This window comes from Paenibacillus sonchi (assembly GCF_016772475.1).
Classification (GTDB): domain Bacteria; phylum Bacillota; class Bacilli; order Paenibacillales; family Paenibacillaceae; genus Paenibacillus_AQ; species Paenibacillus_AQ sonchi.
On sequence record NZ_CP068595.1, the window covers coordinates 223,908 to 245,067 of the forward strand.

Below are 21,160 nucleotides of genomic sequence, written 5' to 3' on the forward strand. Positions count from 1 at the left end.
CTGCGGGTCTGTGAAATTTCTTGTGGACAGATTCACCGATCGAATGGAGAATCCATTTATTTCACGGTAACAGATACCGTTACCGTTTTGTTATTGTATTTGCCCTTGATTGAGGTTGTGCCTTTACCAACAGCAGTGATGATTCCGGAAGCGCTGATCTTGGCTACGGAAGGCTTGGAGCTTGTCCATACCGTGCTTCCTGTGACCGTGGCTGTATTGCCGGTATCATACAGAGCAGTTACCACTACTCCTTGCGAAGCGCCCGGCGCCAGCTTCAGTCTGGTTTCGCTGACCGTAAGCTTGGTCAGCTTAGGCACAACAGTAATCTTTACCGTTGCCGTAATTCCCTGGTAGGACCCTGTCAGTGTCGCTGTACCTTCACCAACCGCTTTTACCGAAGTTCCTCTAACTGTAGCCACTGCTGTATTGGAGGACTCCCAGTTCATAGCGCCGGAGAAATTCGCTGTTTTACCGTTCGAGAAGGTTCCTGTCACTTTGATCGATTTGGAGGCTTTAATGTTCATTTCAAGCACGCTTGGCTCTACCAGCAGCTTCACAACCTTCTGCTCAATAGTTACCGGAATGCTGATGGTCTTATTGGAATACGTACCTTTCAGAGTCGCCGAGCCTTTGGATAATCCCTTCATTGTCTTGCCGGCGGCTGTCTGTTTGACCACTGCATTGCTGCCGCTGAACTCCCATTTAATCGTCGGGGTGACATCCAGCTCATCCCCGTTCTCCAGCACCGCTTTAACACCAGGCAGCGGCTTCTCTTCGCCAATGACCAGACTCTGCGGATCTTCAGGCCCGATCAGCACAAGCACTTTATTCAGAACCGTCACTTTCAGTTCCACACTTTTACTGCGGATGGCCGAAGGGGATGCTGCAACAGTGCTATTCTTGATCTTACCGGTAAGGGTAACCGTGCCTGCCTTGCCGCCGACAAGCTTGCCGTCCTTGATCCGGACGATCTCTTCATCGGCGGAAGTCCACTCGATTTGATCACTAATCTCAAGCTTGGTGCCGTCATACTTTGTTCCGGTTACTTTTGGCAGACTCTCGGAGTCCGCCGTAAAGAGCTCCTGCTCGGTTTTATCTGCAGTTAATTCAGTAAGGGTCGGCAATACCGTAAGCTTGAATGACTTGCTGACACCGAGATACTCCCCTTTGATCACTGTAGTCCCAACTGCCTTGGCCATTACGGTAGCTGCGGCATCTTCTGAAGCCACAGCATCGGCTGTCACTGTCGCTGCCAGCTGATTGTCAGAGCTCCAGACCGTACGTACAGATTGATTTTGGGACGAATTCACGGCATCCCGGACGAAAGACTTAACCCTAAGGCTTTCCCCAAGAAAAAGAGTCTGATCGCCCTCAGGGTTCAGCAGCAGCGCCTCATATGGCGCACGCACATAGATATCTACTGATTTGGAAACCCCAAGATAGCTCGCTGTAATAACAGCCTTGCCTGTTCCTTCTATTGTAATTTTACCGGCATCCACCTTGGCAATGCTCTCATTGGAGGTTGTCCAGTTCGCATCCGCAGCAATATCCTTTTCCGGGCTGCTTTCGGTTGCTTTGGTCATTGCGGACAATTGCACAGGTGAGTCGCCGACCAGCAGTTCCATTTCCTTGACGGCAGTGTCTTTCGCCTTATCCTTCAGCACAATGGCTGAATACGGGAGCTGCACCACGGCCTTGAAAGTGGCAGTCAACCCTTTGTATTTGGCCGTAATTGTCGACTTCCCTTCACCCACAAGCGTGATTTTGCCGTCCTCAATCGTCAGTACATTCGGATTGGAGCTGGTCCAGTCCGCATCGGCTGACACATCTTTTACAGATGTGGCTGATTCTCCGCCAACGACTTTGGCTTTGACCCGCAGAGACTCTTCACTGTCGCCGAGTTTATAGTTGCCATCGGAGCTGCGCTCCAATGTTAATTCCTTGAAGGGATGAGTTACGGATACCTCAAGGGTAGCGATCGCATTGTTGTACGTTGCTGTAATCATCGCAGTACCACTGTTTACCGCTGTTAGCAGTCCGTTGGCTACTTTGACAACATTCGTATTGGAAGAAGTCCAGATCGCTGCAGCCGTGATATCCCTTTTGGAAGAAGACCCCTCCAGGCTGGCATAGACCTTAAGCTGCTTGGGTGTCTGTCCAACGGTAAGCTCTACTTTTGCGGAGCTGTCGAATTCAATGGAATTGAGGTCGCCAGTAGCTGCAAAGACGTTTACCGGAAAAACTGCAAAGGTCAGCAATATCATAATGAGGATCATTTTCGTCATTTTCCTGTACACAGTCATTGTTTCTCTCCTTAGGCATTAAAATTGTCGGTGCTCATTTTCCACACTCTTCCACCTATATCGACAATTACGGCCTGAGTGTTTACCCTATTTCCAAATTTTTTTCAGCAGCAGCCAAATTCGGGACTTTCTAACTATATAGAGTGAACTTAAGATATTTACATTAGGGGCTTAGTCGGGACTACGGAGAATGTTTGGACTTCCGGCCGCTGTTGTATCCAGATTTCTTGATTCATGCTGTTTTTAGCGGATGAAATCCGGATACAAAGGCGGTCGCTAACGCTCCTACAGTTCCAAACTTCCCCTACACCCCTTTTCCCTTTTGTTAGTTTTTCAAGTTCGCTTTATATAGACGTCTTCACTCCCAGCAGCGATAAAGCTTTTCGCAAAACCTGGATATTATTCGAGTACGAGTTGCCTGTTCCCCGTATCCAGGCAGCCGCCGGATCATGCCATTCCACAGCGTTTATCTCCTCAGTCTGTGCCTTAGTCTCACCGCCTACAGACTCCACCAGAAAATAATGAACCTCCTTATTCACTAAGCCGTGAACCGGATGCTGAAACGTATATTTAATCACATCAATCGGCGCTTTGATTGCCCCGACTGTCCCTGTCTCCTCACGGATTTCGCGCAGTGCGGTTTCCTCCACAGTTTCCCCCTGCTCCATCTTGCCTTTGGGCAGCGCAATTCTGCCATACCGGTCTACAATGAGCTGAACCTCCAGACCGTCCGCCCCTTGCCGGTAGACCACTCCGCCCGCTGAAATCTGCTTATATGCCATATTCATCCTCCTAAAAGTTTTGCCTGTGTTACATCATTGATTTACTTCAGGCAAAACTTGCTTCGTAAGCATATGCTTGGTTTTGCCTGTGTTGCATCATTGATTTACTTCAGGCAAAACTTGCTTCGTAAGCCTATGCTTGGTTTTGCCTGTGTTGCATCATCGATTTACTTCGGGCAAAACTTGCTTCGTAAGCTTATGCTCTTCTTGAATATATTACCCTAATAACAAAATAGCCCCACAATGTGGGGCGTTTCGTAAAACCACGCAGCGAAGTGGAAAAAGTTATACCAAAGATTGTGGACGAAGCCCTACTGCACAATCCGGCGGAGCCCGCTCCGGTTCACGCTGACCAGCTCACCACGGCATTCGTTCACTCCTGCTTCGGTAATCTTCACCTGGCACAGCTCCCCCTGCAGGGAGTCATCGCCGTTGAAGAATACCTGCAGATAGTTATCGCTGAAGCCATGCTGTATGCTGCGTCCGGGAGCATTCTTGGCCGATCTCTCGGCAATGACGGATACCGTTTTGCCGACGAACCTGCGGGCATAGGCCAGCTGCATTTCTTCGGAGAGGTCAATCAGCTGCTGAACGCGGGCGTTCTTGATGTCCTCATCCACCTGGTTCAGCATCCGTGCTGCCGGAGTCCCTGTACGCTTGGAATACGGAAATACATGCATCTCCGAGTAGTTGACCGCCTTCATGAAATCGTAGCCGGCGCGGAACATTTCCTCGGTTTCACCCGGGAAGCCGACAATAACGTCCGTCGTGATGCCTACATCCGGCATCGCCTGCCGGATCAGCTCCATTTTGGCGTAATACTCTTCTGTCGTATATTTGCGGCGCATCGCCTTCAGCACTTCGTTATGTCCGGCCTGCAGCGGAATATGCAGATGACGGCACATTTTGGAGCTGCGGTTCAGCACGTCCAGCAGCTTCCCGTCAATCTGGCTGGCTTCAATCGAGCTGATGCGCACCCGTTCCAGCCCGTCTACCTGATCCAGCTCCCACAGCAGATCGGCAAGCCGGTAATTCTCCAGATCATCCCCGTAGCCTCCGGTATGAATTCCGGTCAGGACGAATTCCTTGTATCCGGCTTCCACCAATTGATGCGCCTGGGCAACAATCGACTTCGGATCACGGCTGCGCGACAAGCCGCGCGACCAGGGAATGATGCAGAAGGTGCAGAAGTTGTTGCAGCCATCCTGGATTTTCATAAAAGCCCGCGTCCGGTCGGCAAAGCCCGGCACATCCAGCTCCTCAAACTCCCGTGTCTTCATAATGTTGCGGACAGCGTTCACCGGCTGGCGGGATTCCTGGATGTTCTTCACATGGGTCATGATATGCTCGCGGTCCTGGTTCCCGATCACGAGATCAACCCCCGGAATATCCAGAATCTCACCGGGCGAGGTCTGTGCATAGCAGCCCGTTACAGCCACAATCGCCTCCGGATTGCGGCGCACGGCGCGGCGGATCATTTGGCGGCTTTTTTTGTCGCCGGTGTTGGTTACTGTACAGGTGTTGATCAAATAGACATCGGCGGGCCCTTCGAAGTCAACCTGCTCGTAACCTTCATTTTTGAAAAGCTGCCAGATTGCTTCAGTGTCGTAGAAATTCACTTTACAACCTAAAGTATAAAATGCTACGGATGGCATTGTTCAAGCTCCCCCCATTTCTCCGGATTCATATAAAATACAGGCTGCGGCTACCATGCCTGCCGTCTCGCAGCGCAAAATGCGCCGTCCAAGCCCGACGGACACCGCCCCGGCCTCTTCAGCCGCACGGCATTCCTCCGGACTGAAGCCGCCCTCAGGGCCGACAACAACCATGACCTTGCCTGTTGACTGCGGCGGCAGGGCGGACAACCAGGGAGCAGCCGCGCTGCGGAGCTGCAGGCCTTCTTCTTTTTCATAACAGAAATACACAGCGTCATACCCGCTGAAGCTCTTCAGCAGCAGCTTCCAGCTGAGCGGCGGGTGCACGTCCGGAATGATGTTCCGGTGTGCCTGCTCGGCGGCCTCTTTGCAGATTTTGCGCCAGCGCTCCAGCCGTTTGCTCTCCTTGCGCTCGTCATACTGCACAATCGTACGCTCCGAGAGAAAAGGAACGAAGGCTACCGCGCCGATTTCGGTACATTTTTGAATCACCGTCTCCAGCTTGTCTCCTTTGGGCAGACTCTGGGCCACTGTGATTTTGATCTGCGGCTCATGCGTCATATCCAGCAGTTCCAGGATATTTACGGTCACTTCACCGGGTTCAATCCCGGCAATCTCCACCAGCGCCTCCCGGGAGACTCCGTCGCTGACGATGAGCTTGTCTCCGGCCTTGCCGCGCATAACCTTGGCGATATGGCGGGCATCCTCTCCGCCGATCACTACCATGTCCGGATGAAACTGTTCCGGTGTTACAAAATAACGCTGCATCTACTCATCATCCTGTCCCTTGTTCAGCATTAAAGCGGCAGCGTTCCTGCTTCCCAGGTTCCCTGCCGCCGCTCTGCACACATCAATTCCCCGCTAAAAATACCACGTTACATCATACAACGTTTGCCTGGCTGTGAACAGTCCCGGTTACAGCTTTCCATATCCAAACAGGCTAAGAAACATATTAATGAAATCATTTGCTATTTGCAGGGACCAGGAATTCAATGGCCCGATCGTATAAGCGCTTAATCCGGGAATAAAGACAATAAGCAAAAAGATAAAGACCGTCCACTGCTCATACTGCTGCAGCTTGCCGCGGATCGGCCGCGGTGCGATATCCTCTACAATCCGGTAGCCGTCCAGAGGCGGCAGCGGAATCAGATTAAACAGGAACAAGAAGAAATTGAACGGAATGAACATGCCGAAGAACCAGTAAACTGCTCTTAACAATTGTTCATTGGCAATGGAATCCATTACCCCCGTTGCATAAAGTGCAGCATAGATCAGCGCACCGATAATCCCCAGCAAAAAATTGCTGAGCGGTCCGGCGGCGGACACAATAACCCCCATCAGCCGGGGCCGGCTGAAGTTGTCGCGGTTCACCGGAACCGGACGTGCCCAGCCGAATCCGGCAATGAGCAGCAGGATAATACCGAACAGATCAAAGTGAACGGCCGGGTTCAGCGTCATGCGGCCAAGCAGCCTAGCTGTCGGATCGCCGAACTTATTGGCAAAGTACGCGTGGGCGAACTCATGCACAGTAAATGCGATCACAATCGTAATCAGAAAAAACGGAAGCTGCTGCAGGGGATATACTAGAATTCGATCAAGTGAATCCATCTTTACCTCTTTCCGGCTGTAAACGCCACCCAGTCTTCTTCACGGGATACTTCCATAATCTCAAAACCGGAAGACACCAGCGCTTTCGCCACGACCTCTTCCTTATCCTTATAAATACCGGAGGTAATATAGATTCCATCCGGCTGCAGGGCACGGTAGACATCATCCGTGAACAGTACAATAATCTCCGCCAAAATATTGGCGACCACAATCTTCACCGGGAGGGTAACGCCATACGCCGCTTCGCCCGCCAAACCGGATGAATCCAACCCGGTATCCACCGGATGGCCAGGTCTGGCCGAAGGCCACATCTCTCCGGCCGCCGTATCCAGCGCCCGTTCGCCGCCGCCCAGCAGCGACAGAAGGTCGCTTTCCTTAACGGCAATCTTATCCTGCAGCCGGTTCAGCGCCACATTCTCGCGCGCACTGTTCACTGCCACCGGGTCCAGATCCAGCGCCAGCACCGACTTTGCCCCCAGCAGAACTGCACCTACGGCAAGGATGCCGGAGCCCGTGCCAACGTCGATCACCTCTTCGCCGCCTTGGATATGCTGCTCCAGTGCGCGCAGGCACAGCGCCGTGGTCGGATGGGTTCCGGTTCCGAAGGCCATGCCGGGATCAAGTTCAATAATCTTTTCAGCAGCGTCTACAGGGGTATATTCTTCCCAGGTCGGCTTAATCGTCAGCCTGTCCGATACACGCAGCGGCTTGAAATACTGCTTCCAGGCATGCGCCCAATCCTCCTCATCCACCGTTTTCCAGGAAATCAGCGCCTTGCCGGGATCAATCCCGAACCCGCGCAGCTCTGCAACTCTCGGAGCAAGTTCTTCTATAATATCATCCATGGAGACAGCTTCGGCAAAATAGCCTTTAATCACAGCTTCCCCTTCAGGGATATCATTGAGCGGTTCGTCGTATAATTCACCGTAACGGGTGTCCCGTGCTTTGTTCAGCGTCCCCGATTCCTCAATGGAAACACCGCCTGCTCCGGCTTCATACAGCAGATTGGATATCATCTCCTGTGCTTCTTCTGTTGTATGTACCGTCAGTTCGTGCCATAACATGTGTGTGGGTCCTCCTAAAAGTTTTGTAACCATTGAACATTTAACAGTATACCATTACTTGCCCGGGTAGCGCCAAACTGCCCCTCAGTTGCCCGGACCCTGTTGACTGCTGCGGCAAAAGCAATCCGCCGTATGGTCATCCACCATGCCGGACGCCTGCATAAACGCATAGCATATGGTGGAGCCGACAAACTTCATCCCCTTTTTCTTCAGCGCCTTGCTCATCTGGTCGGACTGCGGACTTGTAGCCGGAACCTCGGATCTTGTCTTCCACTGGTTAATCACCGGCTCTCCGCCCGTAAAACTCCAGAGATATTTTGCAAAACCGCCCGCTTCCCGGCTAATCTCCTGAAACACCGCAGCATTTTGAATGACCGCTTGAATCTTCAGCCGGTTGCGGATAATTCCCGTGTCCTGCATTAAGGCTTCGATTTTGGCTTCGTCATACAGCACAATCTTCCCGGGGTCGAATCCGTCGAACACTTCACGGAAGTGCTCCCGTTTTTTCAAAACCGTATACCAGCTCAGCCCGGCCTGCATGCCCTCCAGCATCAGCAGCTCGAACAGCTTCCGGTCGTCGTACAGGGGCTTGCCCCATTCCTCATCATGATAAGCAATATACAGCGGGTCTTCATTGACCCAGGCACAGCGTGTAATCTGCAAAATTGGGCTCTCTCCTTTTTCAGCTATATGCCTCAGAATCAAATTAATAATACCAGCTCAAAAGCCTCCCTTACCATACGCACGCAGCAGCGATTCGTGGCAAAAAAAGAGGCGTCCGCACCCGCCACGGGTTCTGGACACCTCCAAGCTTTTAAAAAACAGTTTCTTCCTTATCCTCATCAGCACTGAGAATTTAAGGCTGCAGCTGAACCCGCGTCTCTTTATCGGGATCGTCAGCCGTGTAATAGTACATATAGACAGAAGCCTCTGTGTCTTTGAAGTCTTTATAGACATCAATGGATTTATTGTTCCCGTCCCCGCTGAAACCGGGGGTTACAGGCCTGCCGGGAAGATTATCGTAGCTCTCGCCCAGATGGGTCTGGTTGATCCCGCCAAAATGAGGATCTTCACTGCCCGTTTCGATGTACAGATCTTTTCCCTGCATGTAATACGTCCACTTCACCGGATAACCGCCAACTTCGCGGATCAAGGTCTGCTTCTCCGTAGATATATTCGTTAAAAGCGTCGGGGCTTTATCTTCGGTATGAATCGTGACTTTATATTTGCCGACAAAAGTAATCGGCGTGCTCTCGTTAACCAACAGTCCTGGAGGACGCTCAAAACGAAGATTAAGCAGCTTGGAGTCCTCCTTGGAATATCCAAAGTATCTCCCCTCAAGGGTTTTGCCGCTTACCTCTAAATAATATTTTTGATATGGCATCTGCCGTCTGAAGCTTTTGCCCTCTGTTCTTATGGAGAGACGGATTTGCGTGGGAGTAACCGACAATTTCTCGATGGTGTTATCGGTGTCGCCCGTCTCCAGAGGAAGCTTCAGAGCCTGTATATGCGTTCCGCTTTCCATCTGTTTTTTACTTAATTCCAGCTCAAAGTTCCATGGCCCGGAAATGTTCTGTTCCTGCTTAGTGTACTCCAGCTTGAAGGCCGTCTGCCCTGCAGCAATATCGTCTGTCTTTAAATACTGATTCATCTTGTATTCCCCGTGCTCTCCCGGTTCACCGAAAGTGCCGCCAGACAAATCTTTTATCCTGGTTGTGCCGTTGTAGGCAACAATCCGCGGAAAGATCCCTTTCGGGTTCATAGGATCATCGAATGTAACCGCCGAGGAGAGCAGCAGCTTGTCTTTGCTTTGGGCAAAGGGCCTGATTTCCACTTTTTTCATGCCTTCCTTGCCTATTGGAAAGCTCTGCATCTCCAGGGACCCGATATCCAGCGGAATCTCCAGATCCTGCGTGCTTGTGGCTGTCACCGCTTCCGCAGACAAGGTTACCTGCTCTGTATCCTGCCCGGGCACCCAGTCACTTTCGAAATAGCCGTTGTACCGCTGGTTCTCCTCATCCCATTGCTCGTAGTTATACTCTTCTTCCTTAGAATTCTCATTTGTCCCCTTCAAGGTCATGCCTTTTACACTCCAAAAATCGGTGCTTACATGTTTTCCGACATCCAGACTATAAAGAATAACCGTGCGGTTCTCATCCACAACGGCTGTCTGAAGCGTAAGCGTTACCCCGTCCTTCGTTATGGATTGACCCAGCCGCTGTCCCAGGTTCTGGTCCAATGCCGTCTGAATTCCCTCTTTACTGCTTAAAAGGCTGCCCCAATTATAATGAATCGCTGCATATACAGGAGCCGCAACCACCAGCACACTAAGCGAAGCAGCCGCAGCAATTTTGCTCCAGCTTCGGGTCCGGCGGGAGCCCGCAGATGTGCTGCTGCCCCGGAGCCCGGAAGAGCTGCGCTCTGCTTGTTCTATGCGTGTCCACATTTCCTCGAAATCGGGATATTTGACAGCCTTATCTTCATTTAATTGATGCTTGAGTACATGCTCCAGCTTGTTCATAGTGTTCTCCTTTCCATTCCTGTTCCGGGATTCCAGTTTCCAGCAGCACATTCTTCATCAGCTTCAGACCCTTATGCAGCCTTGATTTGGCCGTTCCGAGCGGAATGGACAGCGCCTCAGATACTTCAGCCAGGCTGAAGTCATGCATGTACCTTAAGGTCAGCACCGCCCGGATTTTCACCGGGAGCCGCGAGAGATGGATCATCCACTCCTGGGAGGTTTCCTTTTGCTCAATAAGTCCTTCCACTGTGTTCACCACACTTTTCCCTTGAAAAAAATGAAGATTCGCCGCCACCTTCTGCTGCAGGCTCCGCCGCCGCTTCAAATGATTCAGACAGGTATTTACCGTGATCTTCATCATCCAGGACTTGAGATATTCGACACTCTGCCAGTTGCTGCGAAAAACCGTAATGAAAATTTCCTGGCACAGATCCTCGGCATCCGCCGCATCATGCACCATGTAATAGCAGGTCCGGTACACATCCTTATTGTAGGTTTCGAACAATTCCCGGTTGCTCTCCAATTCACGGGCCCTCCTTTCTTGTCTGCCTAAGTATTTAACAAACAAGCTTGGAAAAAGGTTCATTTCTTGCGAAAAAAGCAGCATGGCCTCCTTTCAGTTAAAGGGCCCATGCTGCCTATGTAGTATTCAAAACCGGTATTTAAGTACATTGCGGAAGCATCAGATGATATCCAGTACTTCACGCGCTTGATTGTCCAGCTGCTGGGCGGAGGCGGCAATCTCTGTAAACTCGCGGAGAGCTACTTCAATCTGCCGCTGGCTTTCTTCCACTGTACCCTGGACCTGGTCCATTCCCGTAGACATTCTGCCGATCTCCTCTGTGATCCCCTTGACGCTTTCCCGTACCTCGCTGATGGAATCCTGCACCATGGCCGACAGCTTCCGGACCTCCTTGGCCACCACATCAAATCCCCGGCCGAATTCTCCGGCGTGGGCCGCTTCAATCGCAGCATTGAGAGCCAGCAGGTGAGTCTGTGAGGCAATATCACGGATCGTTTGGACCACGCCTTGAATATCCCCGGCTTTACTCTGCAGATTGGCCAGCGTCAGGCTGTTCTCACTGGAGACCCCGGCAATTTTGTCAATGCTCAGCAGCAGCTCCCGGCTCCGGCCAATGCCTTGTTCCGCGCGCTGATTCAGGCTGTCGGCCATCTGCTGCATCCGTTCCACCAGATTGCTCATGTTAGTTTGTCTATTGGTAATATTGGTAGCGACCTTCGTCACACCAATGATCTGCTTGTCCGCCTCATCAAAAATGGGCATATAAGTAGCTTCCAGCCAAACCGAACCGCCCTCCGAGTCCATCCGCTCAATTTTATCCTGAAAGCTTTTGCCGGCAAGCAGGTCCTGCCAGAAGTTTTCATAGTCCGGACTGTTCACAAATGCCGGGAAGCAGAAATCCCGGTGCTGCATCCCATACATATCCTCCGATCTGTATTTCATTGTACTGGCGAACACCTCATTGACATAAGCCACTCTGCGGTCAAGAGTGAAGCGGATCAGGGCGAGATTTTTCTCCAAGGCTTTAACAACGAGGGCATCTGTAACTTCCTGGGCTAATACATTGTCCATCTGTGATTTCTCCCCGTAAACTCAATTTTAAATAACTGCGGTTCGCCTATTAACATCATCAGGCTATATTCCATATTAACGGTAAATTCGACCGATTGGTTTACAAAAGTAAGAATATTCTCTAACTAAAGCCCCTGGATGTATGTATTAAGCCTGTCCAATGACGGATGATACAGCCAGCATGATTCTTAAGGGTGCGAGCAGCCGAAACTTTTGTCTATCATTGTCGAAATTTGTTTAGAGTTTGTTTAGAGCCATCTGATAAAGTGATTACACTTACTTATTTATTTCTACTACTTTATTTCTACTACTGAGGAGGATGCTTTTTGAACAAACAACAGATTGCACGTTCTTTGCTGGCCATCACGCTTTTGGCGGTCCCCCTGGCATCGCCAAAGGCGAATGCCGCAGCCCTGTTCTCTGATATCAACAACTCCTATGCAAAGGAAGCCATTATGGAGCTGCTTGATAAAGGCATCATCAGCGGAATCGGGGACAACAGGTTTGATCCCGCAGGCCAGCTTAAACGGCAGGATTTTGCAATTATTCTGGCAAAAGCGCTAAGCCTCGATACCACAACTGTACCTTCCGTTCCCACATTCACCGATGTGCCTAAGAGCAGCTATGCCTACAATGCTGTAGAGGCTGTCTATCAGGCCGGATGGATTAATGGTCCGGGAAATGGCCGGTTCGCCGCCGGCAGCCCGCTGTCCAGACAAGATATGATCGTAATTTTTGTAAGGGCTCTGGGTATTGAGGCTTCGGACAAAAGCTCCCTCCTGCCCTTTGCCGACAGCGCAAAAATCGCCGATTATGCCAAGGCTTCAGTTGCTGCCGCACTAGAATATGGCCTCATCCAGGGAGAGGGCGGCAATTTATTCAACCCGGCCGCAAATGCGGACCGCCAAAGCGTAGCCCTGGTTGCCTCCAAGTTCATTAAGGTCAAAGAGGCGGCTGCAACTCCTGCACCCAAGCTACGCCTACTGTGACTGCGACACCAACCGTTACAGCTTCACCACAGCCGACCGCCACTCCTTCCACAGTGTACACATCTGTTTATTATCCGGAGCAGACCGCCACTCCTTCGCCGGAGCCGACACCTGTTCCTACACCTGTTCCTACACCAGAGCCGACGCCTGTTCCTACGCCGGAGCCGACGCCTGTTCCTACGCCGGAGCCGACACCTGTTCCTACGCCGGAGCCGACGCCGACTCCCGATACAACAGCGCCTGAAGTCGACACAGCAAAATTCGCGGCCGTTGACAACTACAACGGAACCTTGGATCAATTATTCGGGGCTGAATCTGCCGTGAGCGAAGAAGGAGCAGTGGTCCAAGCTTATCCATGGAATGACTTTAACGAAAATGGTCTGGTTGATGCAGATGAGCTTTACACAGCCATGCCACTGGGTGTTAGCCTTGCTGATGGCTCCGTGCCTGCTGCGGACATCGGTGATCTTTCAGCCGGAAACTATACTGTCGTAATTACCGCTACTGATTCGGAGGGAAATGAATCTACCAAAGATGCGGAACATGCTTTCAGCTTTTCATTGACCAAAAATGAAGTTCCTGATATAACCGCTCCTAAAGTGGATGTACTCAAGTTTACGGCTGTTGATAACTATAACGGAACGCAGGACCAGCTTACCGGTGCCGTTGCCGCAATTAGTGAACAAGACGCAGAAGTGAAAGTGTACAGCTGGAATGACGTGAACGAAAACAGTCAGGTTGACGAGGGTGAATTAGGGGCTGCCCTTTCTGTGGGCACAAGCGCTGAAGACGGCTCTGTGGCTGCAGCGAACATCGGTGACCTTCCGGCAGGCAACTATCATTTTGTGATTACAGCCACGGATGCGTCCGGGAACGAATCAGCGAAGGATGCGGAACATGTTATAGAAATCACACTGCAAAAATCGGCAGCTCCGACCCTGCCTTCCCTAATCTACGGATTTGATGGCGGCGGTGGCAGCAAAACGAAGTATTTTACACCTGGAAGCACAGTATCTACAATCCGCTTCGATTTTTTCAGCAGTGAAAAATTCACCAATGCGATTATAGAAGTAACCTTGGAGGGGCTGACCTTCAGCACCAATGATTACTATAACATCAGCGGCTGGGTTCATCCGACCGCAGATCAGATCAGCAATGACGGGCACACACTTACTTTCACGGGCAGCGCATCCGGTACTTCAGATATTTCCTTCGAGCTTCAAAGCAAGAATATCCCCCCGCCGGAACTTACTTGATTAAATACAGAGCGGATGCTGACGGAACAGGAACAGCCAAAGTATTCTCGGAAGAGCAGTACATTACCTTGATTTCCGGTTCTCCGAATTGAGTACAGCTCCAAGGTTCCAAGCATAAAGAAACCAAAAGTCAGGGGAGTCCCACGGGTCTGAACATCTCGTCCGGGGCTTCCCCGATTTTCACCTGATCTAACTATCCCCGACGGTTTCATCCACTTTCTGAATGTCTAAAATAAAATTTCCCGCTTGTTCACTTTAACCCCGGATAAGGATTGGTCGAACATATCAAGAATAAAGAGAAACCGCTCGGCTTCCCGGAATACGTGGTCCGCCAACAAAGGATGGATGATGCTTTTTATCCGGCATTCCTCGATCAAGTCACGTGCTGTTTTCTTGAAGTCACGCAATGATTTTACAGAGACACGGTTTTCGTCCACGAATTGGCTGAGGAGCGGAACCGTCTGGGACTGAGGACGCATGTGGCTCAAATCCACTGCCTGAAACACCAGCTTATCAAAGTCATTGCTGAATTCCCGCGCTTGATCCACCAGTTTCCGTTCCGACGGGTCAAGCAAATGACTGATAAATTTGGCATGATCGGCCATGATCTTCAGGAAAAAGACATTCTCGTCAATAATGGCATCAGGCAGCGGTTCGAGTGTTCCTGAGTTAAGCTCCTCCAAGCGGTTACGGAAATAATTAGCCTCCCGGCTCACATGGTCTACCAGCAAAGGGAAGTTGGTTTGTCCCGGAAGCTTGCATTGCAATATAAGGCCGAGCACCTTTCTTTTGAATGCCCAAATGTTAGTAGCCGCAACCCGAACCTCTGTGTTAAAAGCCTGAATGATGTGAGGGTCAGTATCGGGCTGAAATTCATAGGCTCTTCTCTCGATATCCTCAAAAACAGCGTAAAACTGGTTAGCTTCATTCTTTAGCTGCGTATCCTCCGCTCTAAACCCCAGACCCAAAAATAATGAATGCTCCTTCATGATCCTGGACCAAAAGCGTATTTCATCTAGCGACCGGGCAACAAATTCATTCAATTCAATCCCTCCCCGCGGACATTTTAATTCACCTACATCTAAGCATATGGATACTTTTTGTCCCCTATGATCTTTTACTCTTACACTTTAAGCAAAGCGGGCCTCCAGCATAAAAAAACCGCTTTTCAGCGGTTTGCGGCGTAGCTCTTGATTCCTTGTCTTCATCGGCAGGAAGTGAAACCACTCACTGTTATTGTCGGATCACCCTGGCGGGTGAACATAGTCAAGCTTCCAAAATATACACACTTTTTTACACTATATAATTTCCTGAATTTCCTTTACTTTTTTGAGCCATAATCTCCGATTTTGATGCCCCAGACAGAGTCTTTCTGGTAAGATGCCGTTTCCCTGAGTTCAGGAAGCCGCGGGTCCTGCGGATAATGCTGCTCAAGATATGTGACAAAAGCCCGCCTTATGCCAATTTCCGCTTCCAGCTTATTGAATTCATTCGGATGCTTGTCCATTTCGGTAAGCGCCTTCTCCCACCGGTCCGCATCGGCGTCCCCGGATTGCCCGCTGCGGACCTTGCCCGTAAGCTCCTGCAGTTCACGATACGCCCGTTTGACTCCCGGGGAGTACACCTGCTTCTGGTTCAAAAAAGTGAGCAGCGCCACAACCAGCGCCAGTCCGACCCATAACATCATGTTATCCATATTTATCCCTCCACTTAACCTCTCTGCTCAATTATACACGCCCAAGCGTCAGGCAAGCAGAAACTTCAGCTTCTTTTTCCTCCATCAAGAACGGCTTCGGCGGCAGTGAACTTTGATAGGCAGAAATCTCAGCCTTAAGCACAAAAATACCCCACAGGCGTGGGGCGCTTTCATTATATCGACTTTTACATTGACCCGGAAAAATTCAAGCTTGGCGCATCGATAAGCCTCTTCAGGCTATTCCTTCTTCATAATTTCATGAAGCTGGCGTTTGTCCGCTTCCAGTGAGCGGTCCTGTGCCTCGAGATCATCCTCGTCCGCATCTGCGGCAGAATAGACTACATCCTCCGCTTTTGCTTCATAGAGCATTTTCATCTTGTCAGTCTTGGAGAAGATTTTTGAGTTTTCTCTGTCCATTTGAGCTCCAGCCTCCATGCTTTATTTATATGAGAAGTTTACTTCAGGCATCAGATCATCCCGCCAGCCTCTTCAATCAGCGATAAGGCCTGATCAAAAACCCCTGCATCTAATACAACCGTCAGCAAAATGTCCCGTCCCGTAGGTCCGCCCTCCCCGCCATGGCTCATGCCGCTGGCACTCGCATCCGCAGCCGCCAGAATCCCGGCCGAGCGGGTATCGGGTGTTGAATTAAGCGTCATGGTTGCCAGACTGGGAATATCCCCCGTCAGCGGATTATTGCCGGAATATTGATCATCGCCCGGATATTTGCTGAAACGGTTAATCGACATATCAATGACCCGGAGTGACTGGAGCTTACGGGATACTGCCTCCGCTTCTTCGGGACTTTTGAAATAAGCCAGTATACTTTTTTCGGACATTTCTACCCCTGCTTTCTTTCTGGAATGCCATACACAAATGTGTCTTTGTATTTTGCATTCAAAGGGAGAAAATTATGCGCATGGCCATGAAGCGCCATCATCTAAATCTTAATTTTCCTGCAAAAGAACTTGGAACAGCAGGCTCCCGCTGCATTTCTGCCTGAATATGGTACAAAAGTAGTATATAACATTCCGCCGCTGAACTATAAAATAAATGTAATTTTTAACAGGGAAGTCCACATCTTTACCCCGACATTCAATCTGCCAAGGGGGATGATAAACGCTAGATACAGCTTTCAATCCGTATCACCCGATATCATTTTCCAAATGTTTCACATCCCTAATTTATGTCATATTTTATGACTTAAGTCGCAATTTATTTGTTGTTTTTTTGCTTTTCTTGGCTTTTCCTGCCCCCCAAATGTCCTATATAGTATTTATATGTCATATTTTGCTTCATCAAAAAAGAACACTCTCAAAAAACTTTATAAATTTAATGTAGATTTTACATTTTACCGGTGGTAAAATCTTCTTAATATTTTTCCTAGTATATTAGACGGAAATAAAATGGATCAATAGAAAAGGAGAATCCGAACCGCTGTCTGTTGCAGGAGAGATGTGGCCAGAACCAACAACATAACATGGAGGGGATTACATTTGGAGTGGACAAGACTACCTCGTAAGCTGTCTATATTGGCATTGTCACTCGGTGTGACAGCCGGTATGATTCCGGGAGCGGCATTTGCCGCCAGCAGCTTGCAGACACCATCAACCAGCAATCATCTTGCATCTTTGAATCCATCAAACCAGACTTTTATTTCTCCACAGATCAACACCAAATCCTCAAGTAATGTTCGTGTCATTGTCCAATTAAGCGGCCAGCCTGCTGCTGTGGGCAAATATGCCGCCAAGCAGGGAATCTCGGCTCTAGCCAAAACAGCTACTGAAGCTGCGGTGAAAAGCCAACAGGCCGATGTGCTTGACCAGGCAGAAGCCAAAGGCATTGACCTGACCGTCAACTACAAGTATGACACTATACTCAACGGTTTCGAAGTCACTGTTCCGGCGGACAAGATTCCGGAGCTGGCTAAGATTTCCGGCGTTACTTCCATTTATCCTAACAGCACCTGGTACGCCCTCCCTGATCAGACAGTTACCGAAGCCACTTACAGAAACGACAACGCTCCACTTAAGCAAATCCATGCGGATTGGGCCGAAGCTAAGGGATTTAACGGTGCCGGGCTGAAAGTCGGTGTTATCGATACCGGTGTAGACTATAAGCATCCGGACATCGCAGCAGCCTATAAAGGCGGCTATGACTCCTTTTATCAGGACAATGATCCTTATGAAGAAGTGCCTCTGACCCCTGAGGAGGATGAATACGGCGTAGGGTATGCCGGTACCTATCACGGCACGCATGTATCCGGTACGATTATCGGACAATATGCAGCCAAAGGCGATGTTGCCCAAAAGGGCGTAGCTCCAGGAGCCGAGCTTTATGTGTACAAGGTACTGGGACGCAATCTTGAGAAACCGAGCACTTCTTCCGGATCATCCGCCCAAGTCATCGACGGCATCGAGCATGCGGTAAAGGATGGCATGGATGTTATCAACCTGTCCCTGGGTTCTGATTCCGAAAAAGATGTGAACTCCCCGGATTCCATCGCCATTAATAATGCTGTACTTTCAGGCGTAACAGCCGTTATTGCCAATGGCAACAATGGTGAAGCCGGATATTTTTCACTCGGTTCCCCTGCAGCTTCCCAGCTGGCAATCTCTGTAGGTTCAGTAACCAGTCCTATCGATGCTTACTCTGGCGAATTCAAGGCGGAAATCGCAAACTCGGTAACCTCCGTTACTTATGATACCTATTTTCCGTTTAACATGATGGCATATGAGCTGGCAAACGATGATTTCACCAATATCATTGGCACAAAGCCTGTCCGCGTGGTGTATGCAGACCTCGGGGCAGAGGAAGATTATCCTGATGAAGACATCAGCGGTTCCATCGTTTTGGTATCCCGCGGTGATCTGGGCTTTGTAGACAAAATTGCGAATGCAAAGGCGCATCATGCCAGAGCAATTGTAATTTTCAACGGCAATGCCAAGAAGGTGGACGGTAAGAGTGAAGCTATTCTGGACGAAAGCTACACCGAGCGTTCCGGCTTCATCGGTGTGAATCTGGGCAATGGATACGACAATATTCCGACGTTCGACATTGAAGGCTTGAAAGGCCGCAAGTTAGCCAGAGCGATTAAGGAAAATGGAAACAACCCTACCTATTTCACTTTTGGTTCAGAATATAACCATGAAATGACAACAGGCGATACCATGAGCAGCTTCTCCTCCTGGGGTCCAAATGTTGATGGCAATCTGAGCATCAAACCTGACATTGTTGCTCCTGGTGACGGAGTGCTGTCCACATGGCCAGCATATGGCGGAGATTATTCCAAAGCTTACAGCCGAATCAGCGGTACAAGCATGGCAACCCCCCATGTGGCGGGCTTGTCCCTCCTGATCAAGCAGGCGCATCCGGAATATACACCGTTTGACATTCGTGCCGTTCTGGCAAACACTGCAGATCCTATCTTGTACGATAATGCTCCGGAAGACCTGTACATTCAAGGTCCTGGACGGGCCAATGTTGAGAATGCAATTTTGACGCCGGCTCTGCTCGAAGCTGTTGAGCCAATTACTATTCTGGACAAGAATTATGTTGCCCAGAGTGTCACCAACTACAACCCTTCAACAGGTTTTGGGGTGTTGACTCCAGGCTCGAAGAGCAGCAAAACACTGCAGTTAAAGAACCTCAGCAGCAGCGATGTCGCTTACACCGCCTCCATTAAATGGAATTATGGAGATGGAAAGGTTACTGCTGCATTGGATAAAACAACCGTAACAGCTTCCGCACACGGCACAAGCGGATTTAATTTGAATGTCGCTGTTGCACCTGACGCCAATTCAAAACAGGCTTATCAAGGTAATGTTATTCTGACAGCCGAAGGACAGCCGACGCTGCACCTTCCATTTACAGTCCATGTAAATGATAAGGCTGAACAACCGGATTGGGGCACAGGCATACAGGAGGCAGTGATCAGCCAGCCGATCGTCTACTCCAATGCAAGTGCTGTTCTGAACTACAAACTGAAAGCTAAAGATATTAACTACTATGAAGTAAATCTGGTTGGTCTTGATGATGTGAAGAAAGGTTCCTTCCAGGTATCCACTACGGGTTCACCAGATAAATTCTTTGCACCTGGCAGCTACAGCACGGTTATAGGTGCCACCTACCATCCATATGACCTCAATGGTGATCCTATCGTTGATGCCAACGGCAACCCTGCAGTAGCAAACATTACGGACGGGGTCTACAAGCTTGAAATTCTCGGAATCACCGCGGAAGACAACACGAAGACGCCGATTAAGATTGATTTGAACAATGACACTTACTACAGCACCTACACCTCATTCCGCTATATAACGGTCTCCAGTGGCGGCAGCGGCGGTGGAGGCGGTGGCGGTGGCGGTACAGTTGTAACGCCAAGCACACCTGTGGTCCCAGGCACAGTTAAATCCCTTGTAGAAGCAGGAGCCCAACAGGTAACTGTAACGCCTGTAACTTCCTCGAAGAATGGCGTGACGACAGTAACCGTTAGCGACAGCGATCTGAAGACCGCTCTGGCAAAAGCGGCTGCCTCCAAGACAGCGGTTGTGATATCCGTGGGCACTATCACTGACAAAGCTGCTGAACTGAGCCTGACTGCAGATCAAGTGAAACTATTGGCCGGCATTCAAGCTGGCAGCTCGGTTATTGTAAGCATTAGCGGTTCTGCAGTATCCTTGCCGGTATCCCTGCTGGCAGCTTCTCCTGCCGGCCAAAGCCTGAAGCTCGTTATTAAGCAAGAGCCAGACGCCGCAAGCAAGCTGACGGCAAATACTGCCGGTTCAAAAGTAATTGGAACACCAGTATCCTTCGAAGCTTCATGGTCTACAGCTACAAGCAGCACTTACTTGAACGTTCCAAATAATGTTTTCATCAAGAGATCCTTTACAGTACCTGGTGCTATTCAAAACAATACTGCCGGTGTGCTATTTGAGGACAATGGACTGGTTACCCCGGTTGGTTCCGTCTTCACTCCTCAGACGGATGGAACCACAATCGTTACCGTAAGCCGTCCAGGCTTCTCGGTATACGCTGCAGTGAGTAAGCCGGCTGCTGCCTTTACGGATATCGCTTCTTCCAAATCGGCCGATGCCATTAAGACTCTGGCCGACAAGCTGATTATCCAAGGCACTTCAGCCACAACATTCTCACCGCAGAGCAATCTGACACGCGCTGAGTTCACAGCACTGTTGACCCGTGCACTCGGTCTGCGCACCGATGCCAATGCAACCTTCTCCGATGTGAAATCATCTGACTGGTACACCAAAGATGTTGCTGCTGCTTCCAAAGCAGGCCTGATCCTGGGCGTTGGCAAAGGTAAATTTGCTCCAACTCAAAAAGTAACCCGTCAAGAGCTTGCTGTCATTCTGGACAGAGCCCTCAAGCTGACAGGAACAGAACTGAAGGCTGCTAACCCTTCATTCACTACGTACACCGACAGTGCCAAAGTAGCACCTTATGCGAAGGACAGCCTGCAAACCCTGTCCCAAGCTGGCGTCATCGGCAGTGATGTGGGCAACTCCTTCAATCCTACTGCTCCGGCAACACGCGAGACGGCAGCTGCCGCTCTCTTCACATTGCTGAGCAAAGTTGGGTTGATCTAGCAGTTGAAATAAGCCCAGGGTTTCTCCAGGTTGAACGGAGAAACCCTGGCGCTTTATACAACACAAAGAGTCCTGAAGCGCATCCC

General features: G+C 50.1%; 17 protein-coding genes. 3 read left to right on the forward strand and 14 right to left on the reverse strand.

Features of this window, described 5'->3' with window-relative positions:
- Positions 1–56: 56 nt before the first annotated feature.
- The 10 genes from JI735_RS01065 to JI735_RS37165 all read right to left on the reverse strand — a co-directional run bounded on the left by JI735_RS01065 (position 57) and on the right by JI735_RS37165 (position 11,527).
- Positions 57–2,303 carry an Ig-like domain-containing protein gene (locus tag JI735_RS01065; RefSeq protein ID WP_202676942.1) on the reverse strand — a complete coding sequence of 749 codons (2,247 nt, stop codon included), beginning with the start codon at positions 2,301–2,303 and terminating at the stop codon, positions 57–59.
- Between the two features lie 344 nt (positions 2,304–2,647).
- A complete protein-coding gene (locus tag JI735_RS01070; protein WP_020428140.1) occupies positions 2,648–3,085 on the reverse strand; it encodes an NUDIX hydrolase in 438 nt (145 codons plus the stop codon).
- A 311-nt stretch (positions 3,086–3,396) separates the two neighbouring features.
- The gene (gene mtaB, locus JI735_RS01075; protein WP_039832736.1) at positions 3,397–4,740 is read right to left on the reverse strand and encodes a tRNA (N(6)-L-threonylcarbamoyladenosine(37)-C(2))-methylthiotransferase MtaB; all 1,344 of its coding nucleotides are present in this window, start codon (positions 4,738–4,740) and stop codon (positions 3,397–3,399) included.
- Positions 4,741–4,743: 3 nt separating this feature from the next.
- A complete protein-coding gene (locus JI735_RS01080; protein WP_202676943.1) occupies positions 4,744–5,508 on the reverse strand; it encodes an RsmE family RNA methyltransferase in 765 nt (254 codons plus the stop codon).
- Between the two features lie 147 nt (positions 5,509–5,655).
- The gene (locus tag JI735_RS01085; protein WP_039832739.1) at positions 5,656–6,348 is read right to left on the reverse strand and encodes a site-2 protease family protein; all 693 of its coding nucleotides are present in this window, start codon (positions 6,346–6,348) and stop codon (positions 5,656–5,658) included.
- A gap of 2 nt (positions 6,349–6,350) precedes the next feature.
- Positions 6,351–7,412 carry a 50S ribosomal protein L11 methyltransferase gene (gene prmA, locus JI735_RS01090; protein ID WP_039832740.1) on the reverse strand — a complete coding sequence of 354 codons (1,062 nt, stop codon included), beginning with the start codon at positions 7,410–7,412 and terminating at the stop codon, positions 6,351–6,353.
- Between the two features lie 84 nt (positions 7,413–7,496).
- Positions 7,497–8,075, reverse strand: a complete 579-nt coding sequence (locus JI735_RS01095; RefSeq protein WP_039832741.1) for a DNA-3-methyladenine glycosylase I — start codon at positions 8,073–8,075, stop codon at positions 7,497–7,499.
- A gap of 193 nt (positions 8,076–8,268) precedes the next feature.
- Positions 8,269–9,933 (reverse strand): DUF4179 domain-containing protein, encoded by a 1,665-nt coding sequence (locus JI735_RS01100; RefSeq protein WP_039832742.1) that lies wholly within the window; start codon positions 9,931–9,933, stop codon positions 8,269–8,271.
- A complete protein-coding gene (locus tag JI735_RS01105) occupies positions 9,893–10,456 on the reverse strand; it encodes an RNA polymerase sigma factor (RefSeq protein WP_039832743.1) in 564 nt (187 codons plus the stop codon). Before JI735_RS01105 ends, JI735_RS01100 begins: the two co-directional genes overlap by 41 nt.
- Positions 10,457–10,615: 159 nt before the next feature.
- Positions 10,616–11,527 carry a methyl-accepting chemotaxis protein gene (locus JI735_RS37165; protein ID WP_039832744.1) on the reverse strand — a complete coding sequence of 304 codons (912 nt, stop codon included), beginning with the start codon at positions 11,525–11,527 and terminating at the stop codon, positions 10,616–10,618.
- A 326-nt stretch (positions 11,528–11,853) separates the two neighbouring features.
- Here JI735_RS37165 and JI735_RS01115 point away from each other — a divergent pair, with 326 nt between their 5' ends.
- On the forward strand, positions 11,854–12,516 hold the full coding sequence (locus JI735_RS01115; RefSeq protein ID WP_202676944.1) for an S-layer homology domain-containing protein: 663 nt from the start codon (positions 11,854–11,856) through the stop codon (positions 12,514–12,516).
- Positions 12,513–13,772, forward strand: coding sequence for a hypothetical protein (locus JI735_RS01120; protein WP_202676945.1), 1,260 nt, complete (start codon positions 12,513–12,515; stop codon positions 13,770–13,772). The genes JI735_RS01115 and JI735_RS01120 overlap by 4 nt, the downstream gene beginning before the upstream one ends.
- Before the next feature lie 227 nt (positions 13,773–13,999).
- On the opposite strand, the gene JI735_RS01125 is transcribed toward JI735_RS01120, so the two are convergent.
- From JI735_RS01125 to JI735_RS01140, 4 genes are all read right to left on the reverse strand, one after another.
- Positions 14,000–14,815 (reverse strand): DUF2935 domain-containing protein, encoded by an 816-nt coding sequence (locus JI735_RS01125; RefSeq protein WP_039832746.1) that lies wholly within the window; start codon positions 14,813–14,815, stop codon positions 14,000–14,002.
- 278 nt (positions 14,816–15,093) lie between these two features.
- Positions 15,094–15,468 carry a hypothetical protein gene (locus JI735_RS01130; RefSeq protein WP_039832747.1) on the reverse strand — a complete coding sequence of 125 codons (375 nt, stop codon included), beginning with the start codon at positions 15,466–15,468 and terminating at the stop codon, positions 15,094–15,096.
- 237 nt (positions 15,469–15,705) lie between these two features.
- Entirely contained in the window at positions 15,706–15,885 is a 180-nt protein-coding gene (locus JI735_RS01135) for a YfhD family protein (protein WP_020428128.1), read from the reverse strand.
- Between the two features lie 50 nt (positions 15,886–15,935).
- On the reverse strand, positions 15,936–16,307 hold the full coding sequence (locus tag JI735_RS01140; protein ID WP_039832748.1) for a hypothetical protein: 372 nt from the start codon (positions 16,305–16,307) through the stop codon (positions 15,936–15,938).
- 657 nt (positions 16,308–16,964) lie between these two features.
- Between JI735_RS01140 and JI735_RS37170 the strand changes: the two genes are divergently transcribed.
- Positions 16,965–21,074: a S8 family serine peptidase gene (locus tag JI735_RS37170; RefSeq protein WP_039832749.1), complete on the forward strand. Its 4,110-nt coding sequence runs from the start codon at positions 16,965–16,967 to the stop codon at positions 21,072–21,074.
- Positions 21,075–21,160 lie beyond the last annotated feature (86 nt).

Bases quoted from the DNA above. Each gene is read 5' to 3' on its own strand.
- JI735_RS01065 (WP_202676942.1), bottom strand. From the start codon at position 2,303: ATGACTGTGTACAGGAAAATGACGAAAATGATCCTCATTATGATATTG.
- JI735_RS01070 (WP_020428140.1), bottom strand. From the start codon at position 3,085: ATGGCATATAAGCAGATTTCAGCGGGCGGAGTGGTCTACCGGCAAGGG.
- mtaB (WP_039832736.1), bottom strand. From the start codon at position 4,740: ATGCCATCCGTAGCATTTTATACTTTAGGTTGTAAAGTGAATTTCTAC.
- JI735_RS01080 (WP_202676943.1), bottom strand. From the start codon at position 5,508: ATGCAGCGTTATTTTGTAACACCGGAACAGTTTCATCCGGACATGGTA.
- JI735_RS01085 (WP_039832739.1), bottom strand. From the start codon at position 6,348: ATGGATTCACTTGATCGAATTCTAGTATATCCCCTGCAGCAGCTTCCG.
- prmA (WP_039832740.1), bottom strand. From the start codon at position 7,412: ATGTTATGGCACGAACTGACGGTACATACAACAGAAGAAGCACAGGAG.
- JI735_RS01100 (WP_039832742.1), bottom strand. From the start codon at position 9,933: ATGAACAAGCTGGAGCATGTACTCAAGCATCAATTAAATGAAGATAAG.
- JI735_RS37165 (WP_039832744.1), bottom strand. From the start codon at position 11,527: ATGGACAATGTATTAGCCCAGGAAGTTACAGATGCCCTCGTTGTTAAA.
- JI735_RS01130 (WP_039832747.1), bottom strand. From the start codon at position 15,468: ATGGATAACATGATGTTATGGGTCGGACTGGCGCTGGTTGTGGCGCTG.
- JI735_RS01135 (WP_020428128.1), bottom strand. From the start codon at position 15,885: ATGGACAGAGAAAACTCAAAAATCTTCTCCAAGACTGACAAGATGAAA.
- JI735_RS01140 (WP_039832748.1), bottom strand. From the start codon at position 16,307: ATGTCCGAAAAAAGTATACTGGCTTATTTCAAAAGTCCCGAAGAAGCG.